This is a genomic window from Bradyrhizobium sp. AUGA SZCCT0177 (assembly GCF_018130125.1).
In the GTDB taxonomy this organism is placed as follows: domain Bacteria; phylum Pseudomonadota; class Alphaproteobacteria; order Rhizobiales; family Xanthobacteraceae; genus Bradyrhizobium.
Map to the genome: position 1 here is coordinate 78543 of NZ_JAFCMA010000027.1, position 22585 is coordinate 101127.

Annotated in this window: 21 protein-coding genes and 1 pseudogene; 10 read left to right on the top strand and 12 right to left on the bottom strand. The window is 62.7% G+C overall.

Translation table 11 applies throughout. The features are described 5' to 3' along the window. Positions 1–68: 68 nt before the first annotated feature. The 3 genes from JQ597_RS27620 to JQ597_RS27630 all read right to left on the bottom strand — a co-directional run bounded on the left by JQ597_RS27620 (position 69) and on the right by JQ597_RS27630 (position 2989). Complete coding sequence (locus JQ597_RS27620; RefSeq protein WP_212268649.1) at positions 69–1550, bottom strand: M20 family peptidase; 1482 nt, start codon at positions 1548–1550, stop codon at positions 69–71. Between the two features lie 173 nt (positions 1551–1723). Continuing rightward, positions 1724–2257, bottom strand: coding sequence for an inorganic diphosphatase (gene ppa, locus JQ597_RS27625; protein WP_212268650.1), 534 nt, complete (start codon positions 2255–2257; stop codon positions 1724–1726). A gap of 222 nt (positions 2258–2479) precedes the next feature. Then, on the bottom strand, positions 2480–2989 hold the full coding sequence (locus JQ597_RS27630) for a GNAT family N-acetyltransferase (protein ID WP_192739389.1): 510 nt from the start codon (positions 2987–2989) through the stop codon (positions 2480–2482). Between the two features lie 288 nt (positions 2990–3277). Between JQ597_RS27630 and JQ597_RS27635 the strand changes: the two genes are divergently transcribed. The 5 genes from JQ597_RS27635 to JQ597_RS27655 are packed head-to-tail and all read left to right on the top strand — an operon-like array spanning position 3278 to position 7558. Continuing rightward, positions 3278–4177, top strand: a complete 900-nt coding sequence (locus JQ597_RS27635; RefSeq protein WP_212268651.1) for an alpha/beta hydrolase family protein — start codon at positions 3278–3280, stop codon at positions 4175–4177. Positions 4178–4184: 7 nt separating this feature from the next. Then, the gene (locus JQ597_RS27640; protein ID WP_212268652.1) at positions 4185–4652 is read left to right on the top strand and encodes a DUF2269 family protein; all 468 of its coding nucleotides are present in this window, start codon (positions 4185–4187) and stop codon (positions 4650–4652) included. Positions 4653–4661: 9 nt separating this feature from the next. Beyond that, complete coding sequence (locus JQ597_RS27645; RefSeq protein WP_212268653.1) at positions 4662–5993, top strand: SDR family oxidoreductase; 1332 nt, start codon at positions 4662–4664, stop codon at positions 5991–5993. Further along, a complete protein-coding gene (locus JQ597_RS27650; protein ID WP_212268654.1) occupies positions 5990–6397 on the top strand; it encodes a thiol-disulfide oxidoreductase DCC family protein in 408 nt (135 codons plus the stop codon). The genes JQ597_RS27645 and JQ597_RS27650 overlap by 4 nt, the downstream gene beginning before the upstream one ends. 6 nt (positions 6398–6403) lie before the next feature. Beyond that, entirely contained in the window at positions 6404–7558 is a 1155-nt protein-coding gene (locus JQ597_RS27655; protein WP_212268655.1) for a serine hydrolase domain-containing protein, read from the top strand. A gap of 155 nt (positions 7559–7713) precedes the next feature. Here the strand turns inward: JQ597_RS27655 and JQ597_RS27660 are convergent, their stop codons facing one another. Then, complete coding sequence (locus JQ597_RS27660) at positions 7714–8973, bottom strand: flavin monoamine oxidase family protein (protein ID WP_212268656.1); 1260 nt, start codon at positions 8971–8973, stop codon at positions 7714–7716. Positions 8974–9199: 226 nt separating this feature from the next. On the opposite strand from JQ597_RS27660, the gene JQ597_RS27665 reads away from it, so the two are divergent. After that, positions 9200–11077, top strand: a complete 1878-nt coding sequence (locus tag JQ597_RS27665) for a hypothetical protein (RefSeq protein WP_212268657.1) — start codon at positions 9200–9202, stop codon at positions 11075–11077. 24 nt (positions 11078–11101) lie between these two features. Here the strand turns inward: JQ597_RS27665 and typA are convergent, their stop codons facing one another. After that, on the bottom strand, positions 11102–12928 hold the full coding sequence (gene typA, locus JQ597_RS27670) for a translational GTPase TypA (protein ID WP_212210332.1): 1827 nt from the start codon (positions 12926–12928) through the stop codon (positions 11102–11104). Here typA and JQ597_RS27675 point away from each other — a divergent pair. Continuing rightward, the gene (locus JQ597_RS27675) at positions 12927–13151 is read left to right on the top strand and encodes a hypothetical protein (RefSeq protein WP_192739380.1); all 225 of its coding nucleotides are present in this window, start codon (positions 12927–12929) and stop codon (positions 13149–13151) included. The two genes, typA and JQ597_RS27675, sit on opposite strands and share 2 nt — an antisense overlap. Before the next feature lie 23 nt (positions 13152–13174). Here JQ597_RS27675 and JQ597_RS27680 read toward each other — a convergent pair whose 3' ends face one another. After that, positions 13175–13930 (bottom strand): Crp/Fnr family transcriptional regulator, encoded by a 756-nt coding sequence (locus tag JQ597_RS27680; RefSeq protein ID WP_212268658.1) that lies wholly within the window; start codon positions 13928–13930, stop codon positions 13175–13177. A 200-nt stretch (positions 13931–14130) separates the two neighbouring features. Here JQ597_RS27680 and JQ597_RS27685 point away from each other — a divergent pair, with 200 nt between their 5' ends. After that, entirely contained in the window at positions 14131–14499 is a 369-nt protein-coding gene (locus JQ597_RS27685; RefSeq protein WP_212268659.1) for a response regulator, read from the top strand. A gap of 132 nt (positions 14500–14631) precedes the next feature. Here the strand turns inward: JQ597_RS27685 and JQ597_RS27690 are convergent, their stop codons facing one another. Then, complete coding sequence (locus JQ597_RS27690; RefSeq protein ID WP_212268660.1) at positions 14632–16182, bottom strand: alkaline phosphatase D family protein; 1551 nt, start codon at positions 16180–16182, stop codon at positions 14632–14634. Positions 16183–16381: 199 nt separating this feature from the next. Continuing rightward, on the bottom strand, positions 16382–17809 hold the full coding sequence (locus tag JQ597_RS27695; RefSeq protein ID WP_212268661.1) for a TAXI family TRAP transporter solute-binding subunit: 1428 nt from the start codon (positions 17807–17809) through the stop codon (positions 16382–16384). A 209-nt stretch (positions 17810–18018) separates the two neighbouring features. On the opposite strand from JQ597_RS27695, the pseudogene JQ597_RS27700 reads away from it, so the two are divergent. Then, a pseudogene (locus tag JQ597_RS27700) lies at positions 18019–18333 on the top strand (4a-hydroxytetrahydrobiopterin dehydratase); the annotation flags it as partial. Positions 18334–18493: 160 nt separating this feature from the next. Beyond that, complete coding sequence (locus tag JQ597_RS27705; protein WP_212268663.1) at positions 18494–18877, top strand: YkvA family protein; 384 nt, start codon at positions 18494–18496, stop codon at positions 18875–18877. A gap of 62 nt (positions 18878–18939) precedes the next feature. On the opposite strand, the gene JQ597_RS27710 is transcribed toward JQ597_RS27705, so the two are convergent. The 4 genes from JQ597_RS27710 to JQ597_RS27725 form a co-directional block, all read right to left on the bottom strand. Next, positions 18940–20127: a TAXI family TRAP transporter solute-binding subunit gene (locus JQ597_RS27710; protein WP_212268664.1), complete on the bottom strand. Its 1188-nt coding sequence runs from the start codon at positions 20125–20127 to the stop codon at positions 18940–18942. A 76-nt stretch (positions 20128–20203) separates the two neighbouring features. Continuing rightward, positions 20204–21082: a hypothetical protein gene (locus tag JQ597_RS27715; protein WP_212268665.1), complete on the bottom strand. Its 879-nt coding sequence runs from the start codon at positions 21080–21082 to the stop codon at positions 20204–20206. 168 nt (positions 21083–21250) lie between these two features. Next, positions 21251–21541 carry a hypothetical protein gene (locus JQ597_RS27720; RefSeq protein WP_212268666.1) on the bottom strand — a complete coding sequence of 97 codons (291 nt, stop codon included), beginning with the start codon at positions 21539–21541 and terminating at the stop codon, positions 21251–21253. Beyond that, entirely contained in the window at positions 21538–22512 is a 975-nt protein-coding gene (locus JQ597_RS27725; RefSeq protein WP_212268667.1) for an NADPH:quinone oxidoreductase family protein, read from the bottom strand. The genes JQ597_RS27720 and JQ597_RS27725 overlap by 4 nt, the downstream gene beginning before the upstream one ends. Positions 22513–22585: the final 73 nt, after the last annotated feature.

A 22585-nucleotide genomic window follows, 5' to 3' on the forward strand; every position in this document is an offset into this window, starting at 1 on the left:
GCAATCTATTCTTTCCCCGCATGGAGGGCTGGATTGCTTGGACTCGCTCGCAATGACGAAGGAAAGTTTCACCCCGCAGCGTTCTCGATCAGCCGCCGATAAAACCGGATCATGTCGGCATAGCCCTCAAGGCTGAGGCGTTCGTTGGTGCCGTGGAAGCGCTTCAGATCGTCGGAATTGGCGCGCACCGGCGAGAAGCGGAAAATCTTGTCGGTGATCCCGGCAAAGTGGCGCGAATCGGTTGCGCCCACCATCAGTCCGGGCGCCACGATGACGTCAGGAAAAACCTCGCGGATGGTACGGTTGAACATCTGGAACGATGGGCTCGCGGTGCCCGTCACGGGTGGCGGATCGGTGTTACCGGGGAACGGTTTGATCGAAATGCGGTCGTTGCGGATCGTGCTGCGCACATGGTCGGTGACACTGGCCTGGGTGTCGCCTGGGATCATGCGGAAGTTGACGGTGGCTTCGGCGTTGCCGGGCAGCACGTTATCCTTGTCGCCGGCATTGAAAATCGTCAGCGCCGTGGTGGTGCGGATTGTCGCCTCGCTCGGGCCGTTCTTCTCGAACTCGCGGAGCAACAGCGGCTTGAACAGCCACAGGTTCGACAGCACCACGCGGTTGAAGCCGTTCATCTCCGGCGCCAGCGTGTCGAACATTTCGGCGACCGTGCCGCGGATATGCATCGGCAGGCGATGGTCTTCGAGCCGCGCCAGCGCCGCGCTCAGCATGCCGATCGCGGTGTCGCGCGGCGGCATTGAGGAATGACCGGGCGTTGCCTGCGCGTTCAGGACCAGCGTGGCGTAGCCCTTTTCGGCAACGCCGATCAGCGCCGCTGATTTGTCGAGGCCCTTGATCATGCCTTCGGTGATCAGGAGGCCCTCGTCGACGACGAAATCGAGGCGGACGCCGCGCGAGGCCAGCAACGCCGCGATGGCCTTGGCACCCGCGGTGCCGGCAGTTTCCTCGTCATGGCCAAAGGCAAAGTAGACCGTTCGCTTCGGCCGGAAGCCGCCCTTGGTCATCGTCTCGGCGGCCTCCAGCATCGAATAGAGGTTGCCCTTGTCATCCCAGGAGCCGCGGCCCCAGATGAAACCATCGGCAACGACGCCGTCAAAAGGCGGTTGCTGCCAGTCCTTCTCGGTGCCAGGCGCCACCGGCACCACGTCCTGATGCGCGAGCAGCGCGATCGGCGGCGCTTTGGAGTCGGAGCCTTCCCAAGTGTAGAGCAGGCTGTACTGGCCGACGATCTCGCGCTTCGCCGCGGCGTGGAACGCCGGAAAGCTCTTCTCGATATGCGCCTGCATGCCGCGCAAGGCCTCGGCGTGCTGGTCGGGGTTTTCGTGGCTCGAAATGGTGCGGAAGCGGATCGCCTCGCTGAGGCGCGCCGCAACGGCCTGCGCGTCAACCGCCACGCGCGGGATGGCCGCCACCTGAATTTGCCGCGAACCATGGCTGACGACGTTGAACGCCAGCACGCCGGCGAGGATCACGATAACAGCGATCAGGAGCAGCGCGAGATTGCGGATAATTCTGACCAGCCGGCGCATGGGTCTCTCCGTCATGGCCGGGCATAGCCGTCTGAAGGACGGCGTCGCTTCCGCTCGCCTATGTCCCGGCCATCCACGTCCTTCTTTCTGCGCGTGACTAAAGACGTGGATGCCCGGCACAAGGCCGGGCACGACGATCTATCACAAAGAATTGGTCCCGTGGCGCTAACCGCCTACTTCTTCCCCTGCGCCCGTTCGATGCCTTCGAGGATCAGCCTTTGGGCGTCGTTGGCATCGCCCCAGCGCAGCACCTTGACCCATTTGCCGGGTTCGAGATCCTTGTAGTGCTCGAAGAAGTGCTGGATCTGCTGCAGCGTGATGTCGGGAAGGTCGTTGTAGTTCTTCACCTTGTCATAGCGCTGCGTCAGTTTCGACGTCGGTACCGCGATGATCTTCTCGTCGCCGCCGGCCTCGTCTTCCATCAAGAGCACGCCGACCGGCCGCACGCTCATGACGGCGCCCGGCACGATCGCGCGGGTATTGGCGACCAGCACGTCGCAGGGATCGCCGTCGCCCGACAGCGTATGCGGGATGAAGCCGTAATTGCCGGGATAGCGCATCGCCGTATAGAGGAAGCGGTCGACGACCAGCGTGCCGGCCTCCTTGTCCATTTCATATTTGATCGGCTCGCCGCCGACAGGCACTTCGATGATGACGTTGACGTCATGCGGCGGGTTCTTACCGGTTGAAATGGCGTCAATGCGCATGGAGGGCTCCGTGGTTGCTTGGCGCAGTCGTGTTTCGACTGGCTGAATGGTCATGCCTGGCAAATGCGCCAGGCGCGTGTTCCGCGCTGGATCCCCGGCGTATCCATCGCATGCAGGCGGCTATTAGAAATGATGGGAGGCTAGGTCAAGCCATACTGAAGGCGCGAGTCGCGCTTTCGTCTGATATGACGATCAGGTCGAAAATGGGCGTTTCAGGCTGGCTCAGTTGGTCCAGGCGAAGGCGACCTTGTCGAGCGATTTGGGCCCGAACTTCTCCGACGAGCGGGCGACCATGCGGCCGCCGAGCGCGCGATAAAACTCCGTCGCGGGATCGTTGTCGGACAGCGCCCAGATCACCATGCTCTTGAGGCCGCTCTGCAAGAGATCGCGGCGGGCGGAGGTGAAGAGGCGGCGGCCGAAGCCGAGACCCTGGAATTCCGGACGCAGATAGAGCTCGTAGATTTCGCCTTCGAAATGCAGGCTGCGGGCGCGGTTTCGGCCGTAATTGGCATAGCCCGCGACCTTGTCGCCGAACACCAGCACGCTGACGCGGCTGCCCTTGCGGATCGCGCTGTCCCACCATTGCGGACCGCGACGGTTGATCAGCTTTTCAAGTTCGGCGCCGGGAATGATGCCCTGATAGGCCGAGCGCCAGGCTTCGTCATGGGTGGACGCCACCGCGGCTGCATCCGCAGCTTTGGCCGGTCGAACCTCGATCAGGGTTGTGCTCATGACCCCAATCAAAGCAAGTCAGCGCGTTGTCTTCAAGGTCCATCGTTAATTATCGGTTAACCTGTGGATTTTCTGCATCAGTTTCCGGTCCGGTTGTACCGAAAAAGGACAAGAGGCTGACTTTACCGGCATTTCGTTGATCCTCGGCCGGGCTAAACCATGCTCAGAATGATATCCGGGAACGTCTCCAGGAATTCTGGCACGGAAAAATGCGCTGGATTTGATTCGCCGCCGGTATTCTGTTGTCGAATTCGGATTCCCCATCCTTCGGCTGCGTCAGGCCAATTCATGCATCCGGCTAAAGTGTTAATCGCAGTGGTTGTGCTTGCCGCGCTCGGTGTGAAGCCCGGTGGGGCCCAGCAAAACCTCGGCGCGCAAGGCACCGAGGGCGAACCTAATCGCCTGCAGCAATGGCTGGTGCCGTCGCCTGACTTCGGTCCCCCGTCGCATGCGGTGTTGTTTCGTCCACCGGGCGCCGGCCCGTTTCCGCTCGCGCTGATTGCGCATGCTACCACCCAGAACGTGTTGCGTCGCGCGCAAATGCCGCAGCCCGAATACCGCGCGCTCGCCGCGTGGCTGGTGGCGCGCGGCTTTGCCGTGCTGGTGCCGGAGCGGCCAGGCCATGGCGCCACGGGCGGCAAATATCTCGAGGATCAGGGCGGCTGCGACGAGGCTGACTACGCCAGGTCAGGCCGCGCCACCGCTGACGTGATCGCGGCGGCAATGGGCTTTGTGCGCAAGCAACCGTTCATCCGGTCAGATGGAATGATCGTGATCGGGCACTCGGCCGGCGGCTGGGGCGCGCTGGCGCTGGCCAGTGAAGATCCGAAGGATGTTGCCGCGATCATCGCCTTTGCGCCCGGCCGCGGCGGCCATGCCAATGATTTTCCGGGTCGGGTCTGCGCGCCGCACACGCTGATCGCCGCCGCACGGGAATTCGGCAAAACCGCGCGCGTGCCCGTCACATGGCTGGTGGCGGCCAATGACAGCTATTTTTCGCCTGTTCTGTCGCGGCAACTGGCGGACGCGTTTCGCAACGCCGGCGGCAAGGTCGATTTCCGCGTGCTCGGGGCCTATGGCAGCGAGGGGCACTGGCTGCCGGAAACCGAAGGTGGTGTAACAAGCGTGGCAAGTGAGCTCGATCGCGCCTTGAAGCCGCGTCCGCAAAACCCGGCCAAAAAACGATGACGCAACGATGACGCTGTATTTTGCGATCAAATACCTGCATGTGCTTGGCGCCATCGTCATTCTCGGCACCGGCAGCGGCATCGCGTTCTTCATGCTGATGGCACATCGCAGCGGTGATGCTTCCTTCATCGCCCGCACGGGGTCGACGGTGGTGATTGCCGACATGCTGTTCACGCTGACGGCGGTGCTGCTGCAGCCCATCACCGGCGGTCTCTTGATGATGCTGTCATCGACGGGATTTGGCGAACTCTGGATTTCGGCCTCGCTCGGGCTGTATGCGGCGGCGGGGCTGTTCTGGGTGCCCGTGATTTTCATGCAGATCGAGATGCGCGATCTGGCGCGCGTCGCCGCGGCTGCGAATGCAGCGCTGCCGCCGCGCTATTTCGCGCTATTCCGGCGCTGGTTCCTGTTCGGTATTCCAGGCTTTGGTTCGGTCATGGCGATCCTGTGGCTGATGATCGCGAAGCCGGTTTAGGTGGGGTAAATGAACGCGGAAATTTCATCGCGCAAAATTCTCGTCCTCGGCGCCTCCGGCCTGATCGGACGGTTCGTCACCGACGACCTGCGATTGCAGGGCTTTCAGGCGATCGGGGTCGCGCGGCATTTCGAACCGTCACAAAAGATCGGCGCTTCCGACGTTGAGCTTCCGATCATGTCGATGGACGCAGCCTCGCTGGCGCGGTTGATCCGCGAACGTGAGATCGATGTCGTGGTCAATTGCCTCGGCGTACTGCAAGACGGGCCGGGCAGCGACACCCGCGCGGTGCATCGCGATTTCGTCGAGCGGCTGCTGGCGGCGCTCCGCGACAGCGGCCGCGCGGTGCGTTTTGTCCATATCTCCATTCCCGGCACCGCCGATGAGGACCGCACCGCCTTCAGCACCACCAAGCGCGAGGCCGAGCGGCTGATTGCTGCGTCCGGTATTCCCTACGCAATCCTGCGTCCGGGATTTGTCGTGGCACCTTCGGCCTATGGCGGCAGCGCGCTGCTGCGCGCGCTGGCGGCATTTCCGCTGCAATTGCCCGGTGACGAATCGGCGACGCCGTTCCAGCCGGTGGCGGTCGAGGATGTTTCCGCGACCATCGCCTGGCTCGCCACACGCGACATCGGCGATCCCGCGGCAAACGCCGTGACCTGGGACCTGATGCAGCCGCAGCCGATCACGCTTGGCAATGTCATTGATCAATTCCGCTGGTCGTTCGGCACTTCCCACATGCCGCGGATCACGCTTCCCGGTTTCCTGCTCAATCTCGGCGCCAAATCTGGCGATCTCGCCAACAGGCTGGGCTGGATGCCGCCGATGCGCTCCACGGCGATTGCCGAACTGCGCCGGGGCGTCACCGGCGATTCCGCGAGTTGGATGGCGGCGACCGGCATTGTGCCGAAGACGCTGGCGCAGGCGGTGGGCGGGCATGCTGCCACCATCCAGGACAAATGGTTCGCGCGGTTGTTCCTGGTCAAGGCACTCGTGATCGCGAGCCTTGCGGTGTTCTGGATCGTGTCGGGCTTCATCTCGCTGGTGATCTCGTTTTCCGCCGCTGCCGATATTTTGCGGGCGCACGGTTTCCCGCAATGGCTGGTCGCGCCGATGACGGCGATTACCAGCCTGATGGATATGAGCATCGGGGTGTTGATCGCTTTCCGCCGCACCGCCGCGGTCGGACTGATCGCCGGCATCGTCGTCGCGCTGGGCTACATGGTGGGCGCTGCGATCCTGACGCCGGATCTCTGGATCGAGCCGCTCGGCGCTCTGGTCAAGACGGGACCGGCGATCGTGCTGATGTTCGTCGCCTTACTGACGCTGGATAATCGATGAACAGATGGCCGGACGATGACGTGATCCTCTACGACGGCGTCTGCATCTTCTGCTCGCGCTGGGTCCGCTTCGTCGCCACGCGAGACGCTGAACGCCGCTTTCGCTTCACGCCGATCCAGTCCGGCTACGGCACGCGGCTGGCACAGGCGTTCGGCATCAATCCCGATGATCCCGATACCAACGCCGTCGTTCATGGCGGCGTCGCATATTTCAAATCCGACGCGGCGCTGACGGTGCTCGGCGCGTTGCCCGGCTGGGGATGGACGCGTGCGCTGTTTGCTGTGCCGAAGCCGTTGCGCGACGGCGTCTACAGCCTCGTCGCGCGTAACCGCTACCGGATTTTCGGCAAGTATGAGCAATGTTTTGTGCCCGATGCGGATATGCGCGCGCGGGTGATGGAGTAGATTCGCATGACTGGCCCTATTGCCCATCCAAAACACCACGTCCCAGCGGGTGAAGATTTTCTTCTGTTGTCGCCGACCGAGCAGGCTTACGCCTATCGCAGTGTCGATCAAATGTTTGTCACGCGGGCGATCCGCCGGGGGACAAATGTTCTCCCACTGCATCGTAGCGGAGAGATCGCGCCGCAGTATCAGGCCGATGGGCAAACGCATGGAGTCGACGCGTATATCGGTCGCGCTAACGTCGCAGGATTGCTTGTCGTCAAGGATGAGCGAATCGTTCTAGAGCGCTACGCGCTCGGACTGGGGCAGAACGTGCGCTGGTCCTCGATGTCGATGATCAAGTCGCTGACGTCGACGCTGATCGGCGCCGCCTTGCAGCAGGGCGCCATCGGCAGTCTCGAAGATGCTGTCTCGAAATACATCCCGGCATTGCGCGGCTGCGCCTATGACGCCGTCACCATTCGCCATCTGATCACGATGTCCTCCGGCGTGCGCTGGAACGAGGATTACACCGACCGTAATTCCGACGTGAACCGCTACAGCAAATCGCTCGGCGACAAGGTCCCCGGCGGCGTGCTGGCGCTGATGCGCAGCCTGAAGGCCGAACACCGGCCCGGGAGTCACTTCAACTACAACAGCGGCGATACCTATTTGCTCGGCAGCCTGCTGTCGGCCGCGACAGGGAAAACGCTGGCCGACTATATGTCGGAGACGATCTGGTCGCCGCTCGGCATGGAGTTCGACGCGTTCTATACGCTGGAGTCCGACGGCGGCCAGGAAATCGGCGGCAGCCGTGCCGGAATAGCTTTGCGGGATTTTGGCCGCTTCGGAGTGTTTCTCCTGCGTGGCGGCGTGATCGACGGCACGGCCGTGCTGCCATCCGACTGGATCGAAAGCGCCGCCCAACCCGCCTTCGTCCTCGATCCCGAAACCAATCGCTACGGCGCGCGCGGATACGGCTACAGCTGGTGGATCGATCCCGACGGTTCGATGGTCGCCCTCGGCTTCGCCGGCCAGGCGCTCTACGTCAACCGGAAAGCGGGGGTCGTCATCGTCACCCTGTCATGCCAGCCGCAGCCGCCGTATGCGGCGAGCTATCGCGTCGATCTCAAGGCGGAGCAGCATCTGTTCAAGGATGCGGTGCTGGCGGAGTGCGGGTGATTAAAGACTGACTTATTCTGACGCTCTTTGATCCGTCATTGCGAGCGAAGCGAAGCAATCCACGTCACCGCTCGGGGAAAAATGGATTGCTTCGTCGCTATCGCTCCCTTGCGCAAACGCTTTGCGTTTGTCGCAGGCAGTGACGGGATTGAGGGCTATTGCTTGGGCAGCGAAGCCATCACCTCTCCCGCCGCCCGCTCGCCCGAATCCCTTGCCCCATGCGCGGTCGAGAAGAACCCCGGCGAGGTTGCCTCTCCTGCAAAGAACAGCCGTCCATCCACGGGCGCTGCCAGCACCGCGCGGTCGCCGGCGTGGCCGGGCAGTGCGTGGGAATAGGAGCCGCGGGCGAAGGGGTCGTGGGCCCAGCGCGATTCCGCGAGCGGCTTTAATTTGCGGCGGAAGTCGTTGCCGAGAAAGCCGGCGATCTCGTTGATGCTTTCGGCGGCCAGTGCGCCGGGGCCGGCATCTTCCAGCGATCGCGCGAAGCGGCCGCCGAAAAAGCCTTCGATGCAGGGCTGGCCGAACGGGCGCAGATGATAGGTGCCCATCGCGGTGCGCATGGTGGCGCCGCGCAGGCTGCCATCCTTCGGCAGCGCGTCGCCATCGCTAAGTGCCAGCATCACCTTGTCGGCGAGACCAAGCGGCAGGCCGCGCGCGGCGTCGAGCTTTGCCGGCAATGGCGGGTGAAAGCGGAGGGCTTCATCCGCGATCAGGTTGGTCGGAACGGTGACGATCACCCTGCCTGATATCAGCGTGCCCTGCGAAGTCTCGACGCGAATGCTCTTTCCCGAATGGTCGATCAGCGTCACCGCGCAGTTGAGCGCGAGCGGGATCGAGGCGCCGTAGGCCGCGACCAGCGCGCCATAGCCGCGGCGGACGCGCCAGTTGATCTCGGTGTCTTCATAGGCGTCCATGTCCAGGATCGAGACCTGATCCAGCTCGCAGCCGTTGACGTAGGTCGAGATCGCGTCGATCATCGGGTTCCAGCGATTGCCGGGCTCGAGACATAGATCGGCGGCGCTGTCGCGGCCGCTCTGCCCGGCCTGCTGCGCGGCTTCCTCGGCGCGGTCGTAGAAGGCGTCGAGCGCCCTCAGGAACTCCGCCCGCTGCTCAACCGGAAACGCCTTGTTGTGCGCCTGCTCGCGCCAGGGCGGGCGGGTCTTGTCGATTTCAAACTTCAGTTGTTCGCCAATCGCGACGAATGAATTTTCATCCGCCGAATGCAGCCAGCCGCAGCCGAGGTCGAAGGTGACGTCTGGTGCTGCCTGAATCGTATGGGCGCGGCCGCCGACGCGGTCGCGCGCTTCCAGCACGACATAGGAGAGACCGGATTGTTTCAGCGCATGCGCGGCGCCGAGGCCAGCGGCGCCGGCACCGATGATGGCAACATCGACTTCGGAGGGGAGGGTCGTCATGTCCGAGCCTCTAGCACGTTCGCCAGGGGGCCTGAAGCCGGTCCGCAGAGGGCTCCCGGTCCACGGCAGGCAGAGGAGGGATGCGGTTTTCGCATCGATCGGCCGGTCTCGGTCATTGCCGGCTGGCAGTGCGACATCTTTGTGAAAAGTGCGGCTTGTTTCTCCCCCTGTAGTTGTATTGAATAGGTCGTTCTCCCTAACGTCATTTCAGATCCGGATTTCAGCCATGGCCGAATTCGATCCCGCCGCCGCGCGGAAGAGAACCGCGATCCTTGTCGTTCACGGCATCGGCAGCCAGCGCGCGCTGGAAACGGTGCGCGGCGTCATACGGGGCGTCTGGCTGGACGAGAAAAACCCGGCCGACAAAGGCAAGCGGATCTGGACGCACCCCGAAAAGGACGGCGCCGATATCGACTTGACGGTCACGACGACGAGCGCGGTGCCGGATTCGGCCGATGGGCGCCGCGTCGACTTCCACGAACTGTACTGGGCTCATTTGATGAGTGAGACCAAGGCTGTCGCGGTGCTGCTCTGGCTGTACGAGCTGGTCCGAAAGGGCCCGATCATGAAGCTCGGCATGAACGGGCTTTGGTGGGCCGCGGCTATTTTCCTGTGCCTGATGAATCTCTCTTTCGCCGTGCTGGTGTTGCAGGCCATTCTGCTGTTTTCGGGAAACGTCGCGCAAATCATGCTGGTCGCGCCGTTCCTGCTGCTGTTCGCCAGCCTGGTCGTGGGCCTCGTTGTCGCGGCGAAATGGAAGGCCTACCGCCTCATCAAGATGCTCGCGGTTTTTTGCGTCATCGGAATTATCGTCATTGTGGCTTACTTCATCGTCGAGAGGCTTGCGCCGGGCGATCGCAATGTTCCTGACGGGGCTGAACTCTTTACGCTGGTCGCACTGCCCACGCTGATTGCGCTGCTGGCGAGCTTTATGCTCATGGGCCGTCAGGGCTTGCGCGCTTTTTGCCGCGCGCTAGTGATTTCGGTGGTCGTGTTTGGCATCTTTGTCGGCACCGACCGGTACTGGCATCCGGACACCTCCTTTGCCGTAACCGTGGTCAAAGCCTGGGTATGGGGGCTGAACTCGCCGTGGAGCGTTGCTGCGGCTTCGGCCGTGATCGGGCTCTATTTGATCGTCAATGCCACATTCCTGCAGCCATATCTCGGCGACGCCGCGCGCTATTTCCGGAATTCGCCGGGTAATGTGGCGGTGCGCCGGGCGATCAGGAAGGAGGCCGTGGACAGCCTCGCGAGCCTCCACGCGTCCGGCCAGTACGACCGCATCGTCGTCGTCGCGCATAGCCTTGGCACCGTCGTCGCCTACGACATGCTGCGCGCTTATTTCAGTAGGGTTCGCGCTGAGCTACCACCTGGCGAGGAATTGGGGACGGATTTTGGCGTGATCGATAACGCCAAATGGCAGCCGGAAGACGCTGCGTCGGTTGCGGACAAGAAGGCGTTGCGCGTCATGGCGCGCGCCACGATTGCCAACATCGCCGCTGCTGCGGCGAAACGTCTGCCTGAGCAGAAAAAATCCAAAACCTGGCTGGTTACCGATTTCGTCACGCTGGGAAGCGCACTGACCCACGCCTATTTCTTGATGTGCCTGGGCAAGAGTGAGGCGGATCTGAAGGCGGAGGGGAGGGAGAATACCGAGGCTGATCTGAAGGAAGATTTCGCCCGGCGCGTCGAGGAAAGAGAGTTTCCAACCTGCCCGCCGAAACGGTTCGATCAGGACGGCTTGCTAGCCTTCACCAATCCGAAGACGAACAAGAAGCAGATCCACAATGCTGCGTTGTTCGGATTGACCCGGTGGAGCAACATCTATTTTCCGCGCCGCCAGCTGTTTTGGGGAGACGCGATCGGCGGCGCGCTGTCGCCGATCTTCGGCTCGCATATCGTCGATCTCAAGGTCTCAACCAAAAAGGCGGGGGGTGACGACTTCTTCACCCACACCGCCTATTGGGACGTGCGTCGCGAGCCCGACACGTATCAGGCCCCGCATATCGTCGCGCTGCGCAAGGCCATCGACCTGGCCGATACCGGCTTAGCCATCGACCTGGTCGACGAAGGCGACGATCCGAGAGTGCACGACGGGAATTGACGCGGGCGCTTGCGCGAGCGGTGCTTAAGCCACCGCCTCCTTGGCCTTTTCCGCGCGCTTGCGGTCGTTGGCGTCGAGGAACTTCTTGCGCAGGCGGATCGACTTCGGGGTCACTTCCACGAGCTCGTCGTCCTCGATATAGGCCAGCGCCTTTTCCAGCGTCATGCGGATCGGCGGGGTCAGGCGCACCGCTTCATCCTTTGAGGTGGTGCGGATGTTGGTGAGCTGCTTGCCCTTGAGCACGTTGATCTCGAGGTCATTGTCGCGGGTGTGCTCGCCGACGATCATGCCCTTGTAGACCTTCCAGCCCGGCTCGATCATCATCGGGCCGCGGTCTTCCAGCTTGAACATCGCGTAAGCCACCGCTTCGCCCTGGTCGTTGGAGATCAAGACGCCGTTGCGGCGGCCCTGGATGTCGCCCTTGTAGTTGGCATAGCCATGGAACAGGCGGTTCATGATCGCGGTGCCGCGGGTATCGGTGAGCAGTTCGCCCTGGTAGCCGATCAGGCCGCGGGTCGGCGCGTAGAACACCAGCCGCAGGCGGTTGCCGCCGGAGGGACGCATCTCGATCATCTCGGACTTGCGCTCGCTCATCTTCTGCACGACGACGCCGGAATGCTCCTCGTCGACGTCGATCACGACTTCCTCGATCGGCTCCTGCCAGTCGCCGGTGGTTTCGTCCTTCTTCAGCACCACGCGGGGGCGCGACACCGAGAGCTCAAAACCTTCGCGGCGCATGGTCTCGATCAGGATCGCGAGCTGCAATTCGCCGCGGCCGGAAACTTCCATCGCATCCTTGTCGGTGGCTTCCACCACGCGCAGCGCGACATTGCCTTCGGCTTCGCGCAGCAGGCGGTCGCGGATCATGCGGCTGGTCACCTTGTCGCCTTCGGTGCCGGCGAGCGGTGAGTTGTTGACGATGAACGACATCGACACGGTCGGCGGATCGATCGGCTGCGCCACCAGCGGGGTTTCAACGGACGGATCGCAGAAGGTATCGGCGACGGTGCCCTTGGTGAGGCCGGCGATGGCGACGATGTCGCCCGCTTCGGCTTCCTCGAGCGGGGTCCGCTCGATGCCGCGGAAGGCTAGGATTTTCGTGATCCGCCCGCTTTCGATCTGCTTGCCGTCGGCGCCGAGCACCTTCACGGCCTGGTTTGGCTTGATCGAGCCCGAGGTGATGCGGCCGGTGATGATGCGGCCGAGATAGGGGTTGGCTTCGAGGATGGTGCCGATCATCCGGAACGGGCCTTCTTCGACCGTCGGCGGCGCGACATGGCGCAGGATCAGGTCGAACAGCGGCTGCATCCCGGCTTCGTGCGACGCCTCCGGGCTATCGCCCATCCAGCCCTGCTTGGCTGATCCATAAAGAATCGGAAAATCGAGCTGCTCTTCGGAGGCGTCGAGTGCGGCGAACAGGTCGAACACTTCGTTGATGACTTCGGTCGGCCGCGCGTCGGGACGGTCGACCTTGTTGATGACGACGATCGGCTTCAGCCCGACCTTCAGCGCCTTGGAGACCACGAACTTGGTCTGCGGCAGCGGGCCCTCGGCGGCGTCGACCAGCACCAGCGCGCCGTCCACCATGTTCAGGATGCGCTCGACCTCGCCGCCGAAATCGGCGTGGCCGGGGGTATCGACGATGTTGATGCGGGTGTCTTTCCACTGCACCGAGGCGGCCTTGGCCAGAATGGTGATGCCGCGCTCGCGCTCCAGGTCGTTGGAATCCATCGCGCGTTCGACCACGCGCTGGTTGTCACGGTAGGTACCGGATTGCTGCAGCAGCTTGTCGACCAGCGTGGTTTTGCCGTGGTCGACGTGGGCGATGATGGCGACGTTACGAAGGTTCATGGCTCTTCTTCTGGTCGTGCAATGGCTGGAGCGCGATCTCGCCGGAAAACCGGGACCCACTTTTCCGGATCGTGCTCAAAACCTGAAATGCGAAAGGGGCAACGGCCTCGACCTTGGCCCCAAAAAGGAAGCCCGGCCTAAAGGACCGGGCACACCTTACGCGTTGCGGCGCAATATAGTCAGAAAACGCCAAAAAACAATGATTTGTTTGGCATTTGGTTAGTCGATTTTCGGGCAATTGCCCGCTTAATTGCCCTTTTCGGGGTCCGGATAGACCCCCCGCAAAACCTCCTCGAAATGGCCCTTCACCGCCTCATTGCAGAGGCAGGACCGGATTCGCAGCGCATCGGCGTTGCGGACCAGGATCGAGCCGCGACGGGTCTCCACAATGCCCTCGGCCTTGAAGGTCTGGATCACCCGGCTGGTATAGCTACGGCCGACCCCGAGCAAGGTCGCCAACTGCTCATGGGTCAGCGGCACCACTTCGTCGCCGTCGGCGCGTTCCATCGCCGAAATGATCCATTTCGCCGTGCGCTGCTCGATCGAGTGGATCGCGTTGCAGGCGGTGGACTGGAATATTTGCGCCAGCATGCAGTCGGCGTAGCGGGCAAAGATGTTGCTGAGCGTCGCCGATCGCTTCTTGGCGGCCTCGAGCCTGACGACGGGCAGCCGCACGAACGGCCCGGCGAACTTGACCATGATACGGGTATAGGCCGGCAAAAAACCCTGGCTGACGATGCCGCCGACCGCGCCTTCGCGGCCTATCAGGATGGTCTCGACATCGCGGCCATCCTCATTGGGGACCAGGTAAGAGACGAGGCTCGGTCCGCAGGGGAAATGCACGATCTCGACGTCATCGCCGGGGCTGTACAGCACTTCGCCGGCATTGGCATCGACCTCGGCAAGGTTCGGCGCGACCAGGGCGAAATCGGCGGCGTTCAGACGACGCAGCAAATTGTTGAACGGCCGTACGCCGGCCGGCTCCTCGCGTCGCGTCTGCATCCGAGGTTCCTCTGTTCCCCAGGCGCACAATAACGAAGCTGTGCGCGTTTATATGTGCACTAGTGAACAGACAGCATAACTACGGTGTGGTGGTTTCAGTTCCGGAACCGATGGACGCGCTTCAAGGCGTCGTCGGGCCTCCTTCGGGCTTCGGCCCGGGCAACCGGACAAAAACAGTGAACCTGGGACTGACGCATACAATGCAACCCGTCGCCGACGGCATGCCCAATGACGTCCTGATCGTCGAGGACGACCCGATCATCGCACTCGATTTCGAGGATACGATTCTCGGCTTTGGGGTGAAAACGGTTCGTGCGGCCCAAAGCGTGGCCAAAGCGCTCGCCATGATCGCCGAACGGCCGCCCGATTTTGCGCTGCTCGACGTCAGCCTCGTCCGTGAAAAGAGCTTTGCGATTGCCGAACGGCTGGACGCGCTGAAAATTCCCTATGCCTTCGTCACCGGTTATGGCGCCGAAGTCAGGCTTCCGGCAGCTTTCGCAAACACGCCGCGGCTGGCGAAGCCCTATTCGACCGAGGCGTTGCTCGCGCTGCTGAACGTCAGGCGTTGAGACGCCAACCAGCGCGTCTGATCTATTGGCGGCGGATGGCGTCCGCTTCCGGGCCGCCCGAATGGTTCACCCGGGGAACTGGTTCTGACTGGATCAGAACCGGCGACCCGATTCCCACTTCGCTCGAAAGCGCTACGTACGTTTCGGATCGAGCGTCGTCGACCAGAGCGCGACGTCGGCGCGATCGCGCAAGGTCACGATCATCTGTCCGGTCGCGCCGTCGATCTTGACGTGGCCGAAGAACTGCATGCCGGCCGACGGCGGCAGGTTCTGCTTGTCCGGCCCCGGCGCCTTGATGAACTTCACCTCGGGCCCAAACGTGTTGTCGAGTTCGTTCGGCCCGAACGTGCCGGCATGCAGCGGGCCGGCGACGAATTCCCAGAACGGATCGAACTCCTGGAACTGCGCCTTGTCCGGGTTGTAATAATGCGCGGCGGCATAGTGCACATCAGCGGTCAGCCACACCGTGTTGACGACGCCTGATGTCTTGATGAAGCGCAGGATATCAGCAATCTCGAGTTCACGGCCGCGCGGCGGGCCGTCCCCTTGCGCGAACGCCTCGGAGCCTTTTTTGTTGGCGGCATCGTCATAGACGATGATGCTGAGCGGCATGTCGGAGGCGATCACCTTCCAGGTCGCGCGCGAGTTCAACAGCCCGCGCTTCAGCCAGGCGAGTTGATCCGGTCCGAGGAAATAGCTTTCGGGACCGTAGCTGGTTTGCAGGTTAGGCCCGTTGCCGGCGCGATAGCTGCGCTCGTCCAGCATGAAGACGTCGAGATGCGGGCCGTAGTGAAGCGTGCGATAGAGCCGGCCCGGCTCCACAATGCTTTCTCGCATCGGATACATTTCGTGGAAGGCGCGGCCGGCGCGGGCGGCGAGCAGGCTGATGTCGCGTTCCTTGTAAGAGTCCGGCAACTGCTTCGACAGCGACCAGTTATTGGTGACCTCGTGGTCGTCCCATTGCACGAAGACCGGCACCTCGGCGTTGAAGGCGCGCACATGCTCGTCCATGAAATTGTATTTATGGGCGGCACGGAACTCGTCGAGCGTCTCGGCCACCTTGGCCTTTTCCTCGATGGTGACGTTCTTCCACACCTTGCCGTCGGGAAGCTTCACCTCGGACCTGATCGGGCCGTCGGCATAGACGGTGTCGCCGGAATGCAGCAGGAAATCCGGGCGGTGCTTGCGCATGGTGGCGAAGGTGAACATGCCGCCGTCGTCGGGGTTGATGCCCCAGCCCTGTCCCGCGACATCGCCGCCCCAGACGAAGTTGACATCGCGGCGATCGGCCGGCGCGGTGCGGAAGCGGCCGACAACGGCCTCGCTCGCGATGTCGATATGCGACAGATCGCGAAACCGCACGCGGTAGAAGATCTCCTGTCCCGCGGGCAGGTTTTCCAGCAGCATCTTGGCGGTGAAATCGCTCTCGGGCAGCGCTGCGATCGGCGGCAGCGCCCGGGCATTGGCAAACGACTCCGTGGTCGCGACCTCGACCACCATTTGCGAAGGACGGTCGGCGCGCGCCCAGACCACGCCGCCATCGGCGCCGACGTCGCCGGATTGCACGCCATTGCTGATGACCGGCCGGTCGCCGGCGCGGCTGAGATAGGGCATCGCAATGACGCCAAAGCCCGTTGCCGCGGTGGAGGAGAGAAACTTTCGGCGGGAAATTCTAACGGTCATACGAACCTCTTTGCGGGTCTGAGAGCACGCGTGTCGAAGACTTCGTCATTCCGGGATGGTGCGCTGGCACCAGACCTCAGATGCGCAACTGCGCATCTGGAGTTCGATGCTTCGCATCGCCCCGGAATGACGGAATCCTCTCGTCGTGTGAGCTGGCTTTAGAAAAATTCCATGACGGCCGAATTACAGGAATGCCGGCTCAGGCGCCGGCGGCCCGGAACTGCGCGCTGGCCCGTTGCAGGTTCTGCGGCATGCTCATCAAGAGCGCCTTGCGGTCGGCGACCGCGTTGTGGAACTGTTCGAGCGCGATGTTGAAGGTGGTCAACGCGCCCTCCTCGACGGCGCCGTGTTCGAAACACTCCAGCATATGGCGCAGGATGCCGTCGGCTTCCGTCTGCATCTGATCAAGCTCTTCCCCTGAATCGCAGTTGCGTGCCGCGGTGAGCAAATCGAGCAGCCGGTCGCGCTGCGAATTGCTGGCAATACGCTCGTCCTTCTTCAGGTAGCCCGCGAACCAGGCGCCGGCAGAGCCCATCGCCGAGAGCCCCATCAGGCCCCACCAGATGAAATCGCTGTAGCGTTCGAAGAAGGTTTTTTCCTCGCCATCGACAAAGGCTGCCGCGCCGGGATGCGCCGGGATATTGGCATCCTTGTCGGTGTCCGGCGTCTCGATCTTGGCGGCGAGCGGAAATTCGTTCTTCAGCGTTTGCCTTATCGCAAACAGCTGCCGGGTAAAGATCGCGATGGTGGAGTCGGATACGCCCTTCCGCGCCACGATGTGATGCGAGAAGCTGATGGTCTTGACTTCCTCTTCCGGCTTGGCCGGCGCGCCGCCAAAGGTCCCGGCGGGAATCTCGGAAGACTCATAGGCCGGATGGTTTTGCGCAATCGCTTCCGCCGAATCGATCGCCAGGAAGGTCGGCGTGCCGCCGTCGCGCATCGAGGCTGCGATCGCATCGGACGTAATCTTGCTGTTGAGCGGGCCCGCCGCGAGATAGACATCCGCCTTCTGGTTGCGTATGGCCTCGACGGCTTCGGTGACCGGAAACTGCACGATCTCGACCTTGGCCGGATCGAGGCCATATTGCTGCAGGATCACCTTGAGCAAATTGACGTTGGCCTCGGTGCGGCCGACGACGCCGACGCGATGTCCGCCGAGCTGCGTGATTTTGGTGATTGCGGGCGCGGCCTTCTTGCCCTTGGCCTTGGCTTTACTGGCGGGTGGCACCCAGAGGACCACGACATTCTTGCGCAGCGTCGCCACCGCCTGCGCGTTTTTGGGCACGTCGAGGTCGCCCCGGATAATGGCGAGATCGGCCTTGCCGTCGCCGAGCAGCTTGGCGCTCGCCTGCGCGCTGTCGGTCTGTGTCGGACGCAGCCGAATTGGACCGTGCGGCTGGTTGTTGAGGGCTTGCGTCAGTGCCTGAACCACCTTGAGGTCGTCGCTGTTGGCCGGGCCGACCGCGATCCGCAACGTCACCGGCCGCGTCGCAATGTGATAGCCGGCCGCCGCCACGCCGATGATCGCCAGAACGCCGGCCAGCATCACGAATGCCAACCGCCGTCGCGCCGAACGGGGCGAGGGGGGAGGCAGTGCTGCTTCGGCGGGATGAGGGCCGTCGGTCATCAATTCCTGAACAATCGTTTGCGGTTCGATCTTCGGTTGCCAACGTGCTTACACCGGGCATTCTAGCAAATTCCTCGCCGGCCCGTGGTTACATCTCCGTCATGGTTACCGGCACCCGAGCGGCCATTGGACGCGCCTTTCCGTCTTAATTTGGGCGGGGATCCCGCGGGGGCCCATCGGTGTTAGGGTAAAGCTGGTGTCAAACGCGGGAGGCGAGCATGGCGGAACGGCTGTCGGCAGAAGCGCGGAAATCGGCGCTGGCGGAACTTTCCGGCTGGTCGGAGACGCCCGGCCGCGAGGCGATCGCGCGAACTTTTACCTTTAAGGATTTCAACGAGGCGTTCGGGTTCATGTCCCGCGCGGCTTTGGTGGCCGAAAAGAACGACCATCACCCGGAATGGCGCAACGTCTACAAAACGGTCGAGGTGGTGCTGGCCACCCATGACGCCAATGGCGTCACCAAGCTGGACATCGAGCTTGCGGCCGCCATGAACGCCATCGCCAAACAGCTCGGCGTCTCCTGAAGCCGTCTTCGGCGTCTCCGGAGCGCCGTCTTCGGCGTCTCCTGAGCGCCGGCCTTGAAGTGATCTTGCAGCAGCGATCTTGCGGCGGCGGCTGGACATCCCCAATTCTTGGACAGCCAGCCGCGTCGATCCGCCGCGCCTGTCTTGAGGGAGCGCCGTCATGGCAACGTCCGAGCACAGCGTGGGTTTTGAACCGGCCGATCGGCTGGCGCAGGACCGCGAAAGCGTGCGCCGGCGCTTCTGGAGCAAGCTGAAGCGGGTGGTGGCGAAGCTTCCCTTCGCCGAGGACCTGCTCGCGGCCTATTACTGCGCGTTCGACAAGCAGACGCCGCGCCATGTGCAGGCGGCGCTGCTCGGCGCCATCGCTTATTTCGTTCTGCCGTTCGATTTCGTTTCCGACGTGCTGCCGGTGCTCGGCTTCACCGACGACGCCGCTGTCCTGGCCACCGCCATCCGCCTGGTTGCCAATTATATCACGTCGGAGCACCGCGACGCCGCGCGCGCTGCGCTAAAGCGAGGCGTCGGGAAGGACGACGCGGAATAGTCCCGCATCGACGTCCGCCACCGGGCATCGCCTGCGGCGATCCCGATGACGTCCGAGGTTTCCTACTTCTGCGATCCGGGGCGAACTTGCGCGCGCGCGTTCCGTTCGGTTTCCCAGGCCTGAAACTGCTTGAACAGCGTCTCGCGGTCGGCATCGGTCTTGATGTTCGCCGCGGTAGTCGGGCTCTGCTTCAGGAATTCATCGAACCGGGTACGCGCGACCGCTTCGACGTTGTGGGTCTTGAGCCATTGCTCGGCGACCGGCAGCCGCTGCCAGTCGGGCAGTGGCGCCGACAGCGAGACTTCCCTCCACTTCGGATGGAAGGGCGGATTCTGGAAGGTCGGGAATTTGGTGAAGAACGCATCCACGAACTGCGACAGCTTGCGATAGCGCTCGGTGTTCGGCGCCCAATTATAGGCCGCGAGCACCGCCGGCACCGCGATGGTGTCGACGCGATCATCGCCCGAAATCAGGTTGGGATAGTCCTTCGACGACAGGCTGGCGGGCAGATAGTCCTTCTGCAGCGGCTTCTCGTAATTCACCGTCACCAGATGGAAGCGGTCGTCCTTGAACGTGCTGACGGACTTGTACGGTTTGCCGCCGCAAACGATCACGGCGTCGATTTCGCCGGCCTTCAATTTCTCCAGCGCGATGCGTTGCTCGACATAGACTACCTTCGGCTTCATCCCAAGCCGTTCGAACACGGTCAGCGCAGTCACGAACGTGCCGCCATTGGGAAGGTCGACGCTGACGGTCTTGCCTTCGAGGTCCCTTAGGCTGCGGACCGATTTCGACGCGATCACGTGCATCTCTTCATTGTAGAGCTTGGTCACGTAGGTGAACTGCTTCTTGATATCCTTCGCAAAGCCCTTGCGTTCGAGATAATCAAGCGTGTCGGAGCGGACGATGCCGAGATCGACACCCTGTAGGAACAGGATGTCCGCCACGCTCTGCACGGAACCGCGCCCGACGATGGGCAGTACGCGCAACTTGTTGCCATCGTCGAGCACGGAAGCGAGGTCGGCGCCGAACTGCACGTAGGTGCCACCGATCGTCCCCGACATCAGCGTCACCGTGTTCGAGTTCAGGCTCTGCTTGGTGGCGACAGAACCGAACTGGAAAATAGCCTTCAGACTCTCGCTGACCTTGGCCGGATCGTATTCGGTTTGCTGGGCCTGGGCTTGGGCCTCGGCCGTCAGGCCGCAAGCCATCATGATGGCAAATACTGCCATTCCAAACAGTCGTCGCATTTGTTGTTCCCCTGCGTGATGTCGCGTGATGCGCGGTCGTAAGCGATGCGTGCCGGTGATCCGGTTCTGAAGATGCCTAGTTTTGAATCTGGCTGAGGCGCCGCTTGGCGTCGGACGAGCCGAGCTGGGCGGCCTTCTGGTACCAAAGCCGCGCCATCGCCGGATCGGGCGTGATGCTGCGCATGTCCTGCTTGCCCAGCACCTGCGGATCATAGGTCCCCGCCAGCATCAGCGCGGCGTCGGCCTCCTGTGCGTCTGCCGCACGCTCGAGCAGCAACCGGGCGGAGGTGATGTCGCCAATCGCGAGCAGGCCCTTCGCCCGCTTCAACAGGACAGCCAGTTCATCCGAATCGATGCGCCGTGCCGCTGGTGCAGGTTCGGGGGCCGCCGGTTCGATCGCCACAACCTTGGTCTTGATGGCGCTCTGGTAGGCCGCGGTGATTTCGTCGCGTGACGGTGAAGCGGACGCCAGCGCAACGGACTGGATACGGTGCGCGGTTACAGCATCCGGCGTTGCCGGCGGTGCCTCGGGATTCGCAGGCTGGGCCGCGACGCGCGGTGCCGGCGGCGCGGCGTCCTGTTGTGCGGCGCCTGACGGGGCGGGCGCTGCGCTGGCCAACGAAGCCGCGGCGTTGACGATGACGGCGCGTGTCGAATGGAAGGATAGCAGCGCGAGAACGGCAGCCGCGATGGACAACGCAAGCGCACCGGTCACGATGCGCGATGCGCGCGCTCGTCGTTTCTTGCCGCCTGCGAAGGAGTATTCGGGCGGTTCTTGATAGAAGGGCAGATCCTGATAGCGCTCTTCCGGTTGATAGCGCTCATCCTGTCGGTGGCGCGCATCCTGCTGGCTGGCGAGAAAAAGCGGCACCGGGTCGTCTGCCAGATGATCTTGTCGGACCAGCGGGTCGGGCTTGCGTGCTTCTGACCGCAGAAATTGATGCGTCTCATACAATCCGGGATCACCGATCGCTTCGCCTAATCTTGCGAACGGATCTCCTGATTGAACCTGCCTTGTACTCTCCACCATGGCGATGCTTCCCCGCTACCAAAACGCAACAACGGGAGGCCGGCATCTTTTTCTTGTTGTTATCGGTGTCCGGAAACCCGTTTACTGGGCGGTCTATTCGCATGCCGAATGGGTTGAAAAAACGACGCATGCCCGCTCGAATCGGGAGACATTTTGTTCTGATTGCGGCGAGCTGACGCAATCCAGAAATTTAAGATTGTATATCGTTAGCGCGCAATCGCCGTGGATGAAGGCATTTTCAGCATCGCGCGCCGAGCAAGGCGCAGGCGCGCCAATTACCAAACGGGCCACGTTGAGCGCAGCCCGTTCGTGTTTTGCCGAACGATGATCGTTCAAAATAGAAGAGACGTTGAATGAAGCGCGACCGCTGTCGCGCAGCATCATGGATGCAGAATCACCTTGCCCATCGCCTTGCGGCCGGCGAGCACTTTCAGCGCTTCGGCGGTTTGGGCCAGCGGGAAGGTGCGGTCGACATGCGAGGAGATCTTGCCTTCCGCGGTCCACTTCACGAGCTTCTCCAGATTGGCGCGGTTCTTCTCCGGGTTGAGCCGGGCCCAGGCGCCCCAGAACACGCCGCGGATATCGCAGCCCTTGAGCAGCGCCAGATTGAGCGGCATTTTCGGAATGTCGCCGGCGGCGAATCCGATCACCAGGAAGCGGCCTTCCCAGGCGATCGAGCGCAGCGAGGCCTCGGCGTAGGTGCCGCCGACCGGATCGAAGATGATGTCGACGCCCTTGCCGCCGGTGAGGCGCCGCAAGCCCTCCTTGAGATCTTCCTTGCTGTAGTTCAGGCCAAGCTCGGCGCCGTGCTGTTTCGCAAATTCGAGTTTTTCATCCGAGGAGGCGCAGGCGATCACCTTCAGGCCCATCAGTTTGCCGAGCTCGCAGGCGGCGAGGCCAGTGCCGCCGGCTGCGCCGAGCACGGCCATGGTTTCGCCGGGCTTGAGGCTGGCGCGATCTTCCAGCGCATGCAGCGCAGTGCCGTAGATAATAAAAATTCCGGCGGCGCGATCGAAGTCCAGATTGTCGGGAATCTTCACGATCGAGTTGGCCGGCAGCGCGATCTTTTCGCGCGCGCCATTATGGCCGCAGGAGGCTGCCACGCGGTCGCCGACCTTCAGATCGGTGACGCCACTGCCTACGCTTTCGATCACGCCCGCGACTTCGGCGGCCGGCGAGAACGGGAACGGCGGCTTGATCTGGTACTTGCCCTGGATCATCAGGATGTCGAAGAAATTCAGCGCCGCGGATTTGATCGCGATCACAGCCTCGCCCGGTCCGGCGACGGGATCGGGCACATCGGCCAGCACGAGGTCGTCGGGCTGGCAATATTGCGAGCAGAGAATGGCTTTCATGGACACACCTGATGTTAGGACGCACAAGGAAAGGCTGAATGCTTCTTGCCGGATTTGACGCCGGGCTACAATC